Genomic DNA, 1367 nt, shown 5'->3' with positions numbered 1-1367 from the left:
CATCGGCGCACTGGCCGCAGCAATGCGCGATGCCAGCCTCAAGGTGATCCGCATTGATCTGGAAGGCGTGACGGACAAGCGCACCCTGCTCGCCCGGCTGGCAGCCGGGCGCTACCCGATCGGGTGGGTGCCGACCTTGGTCGGCACACCCTCACAACGGCGAATACTCCGCCGGCACCCACGCATAGGCCTGGCTCTCGCTGCGCACATGGCCCAGGCCCGGGAACGGCAGGTGCGCACCGGCCACCCACCAGCCGTTGGCGGTGGCCTGCTGCAGCAGCCCGCGACGGCTGGCGATGGCCGCCTTGCGGTCCGAATCGGCCTCGAACGCGGCCTCCGGGTGCGCGAACTGCACCGCATGGAAGTGCAGCACGTCGCCCCACACCAGCAGTGACTGGCCTTGGCTGTCGAACCGGTAGGAGACGTGGCCGGGGGTATGGCCATGGGTGTCCATCGCCACCGCGCCGCCGGGCAGGGCATCGCCGGGGTTGAACGTGCGCAGGTGGCCACTGGCCTGGTACGGCGCCACCGCGTTGCGCGCCAGCGGGAAGGCGAAGCGCACACCCTTCGGCGCGGAAGCCTCGCTGGCCGGGTTGAGCCAGTAGTCGGCATCGGCCCTGGACAGCCACACCGTGGCATTCGGGTAGGCCGGCTTGCCCTGCGCATCGAGCACCCCGCACAGGTGGTCCGGATGGGCGTGGGTCAGCAGCACCTCGTCCACCTCGGCCGGGTCCACGCCGGAGGCGCGCAGGTTGCCCAGCACCTGGCCCAGGCCGGGGCCGAAGCACTGTGCGGTGCCGGTATCGACCAGGGTCAGGTGGTTGCCCTGGCGCACCAGGAACGCGTTGATTGCGGTCTGCAGGCCCTTCTTGTCTTCCGGTACGTAGCGGCCTTCCAACAGGCGGCTGACCAGTGTCGGCGGCACGTCGACCACTTCCTGCCGGCCCAGCGCGACCACGCCGTCGAACAGGGCGGTGACCTGCAGCGCACCGACGCGCTGGTGGTAGACGCCGGGCACCTGCTGGGTGGGCGCGGGCGAGGTGGCTTCGGCCAGCGCCGCCAGTGGCAGGGCGGACAGGGCCAGCAGCAGGGCGGTGCGTAGGGGCAGTTGGCGCAGGGTCATGAGGGTTCTCGGTGGATGATGGGCGGTTCCGTTGGCCTAGCGTGCCGTGACTGGCGTGCGCACGGCGCTCAAACCACTGCGTGGAATGCTCAGGGAAGGGGGTGTTGTCTGCAGGGCTGCGCCCTGCACCCGCAGAGGCAACAGCAACAGCAACAGCGATCTATCCGTGGGATGGCGGGGTGGGTCCGGTTGCGGGAGACGCCGTAAACCCATCCATGGGGGCTTGGCCGCGGCATCCATGCCG

Annotated in this window: 1 protein-coding gene and 1 pseudogene; one reads left to right on the top strand and one right to left on the bottom strand. The window is 70.2% G+C overall.

Going from position 1 to position 1367, the window contains the following annotated elements; genetic code table 11:
• Positions 1 to 110, top strand: a pseudogene (locus tag ABGA94_RS00895) (barnase inhibitor); the annotation flags it as partial.
• Between the two features lie 41 nt (positions 111 to 151).
• Here ABGA94_RS00895 and ABGA94_RS00890 read toward each other — a convergent pair.
• Complete coding sequence (locus ABGA94_RS00890) at positions 152 to 1123, bottom strand: MBL fold metallo-hydrolase (protein WP_095377932.1); 972 nt, start codon at positions 1121 to 1123, stop codon at positions 152 to 154.
• Positions 1124 to 1367: the final 244 nt, after the last annotated feature.

The sequence above is a fragment of the Stenotrophomonas sp. 3diitr2024 genome, assembly GCF_042136455.1.
In the GTDB taxonomy this organism is placed as follows: domain Bacteria; phylum Pseudomonadota; class Gammaproteobacteria; order Xanthomonadales; family Xanthomonadaceae; genus Stenotrophomonas; species Stenotrophomonas sepilia.
Note: the sequence above shows the minus strand (reverse complement) of the source record. Positions and strands in the feature narration are given on the sequence as shown.

Excerpts from the sequence above, each read along its gene's own strand:
- ABGA94_RS00890 (WP_095377932.1), bottom strand. The coding sequence starts at position 1,123 with ATGACCCTGCGCCAACTGCCCCTACGCACCGCCCTGCTGCTGGCCCTG.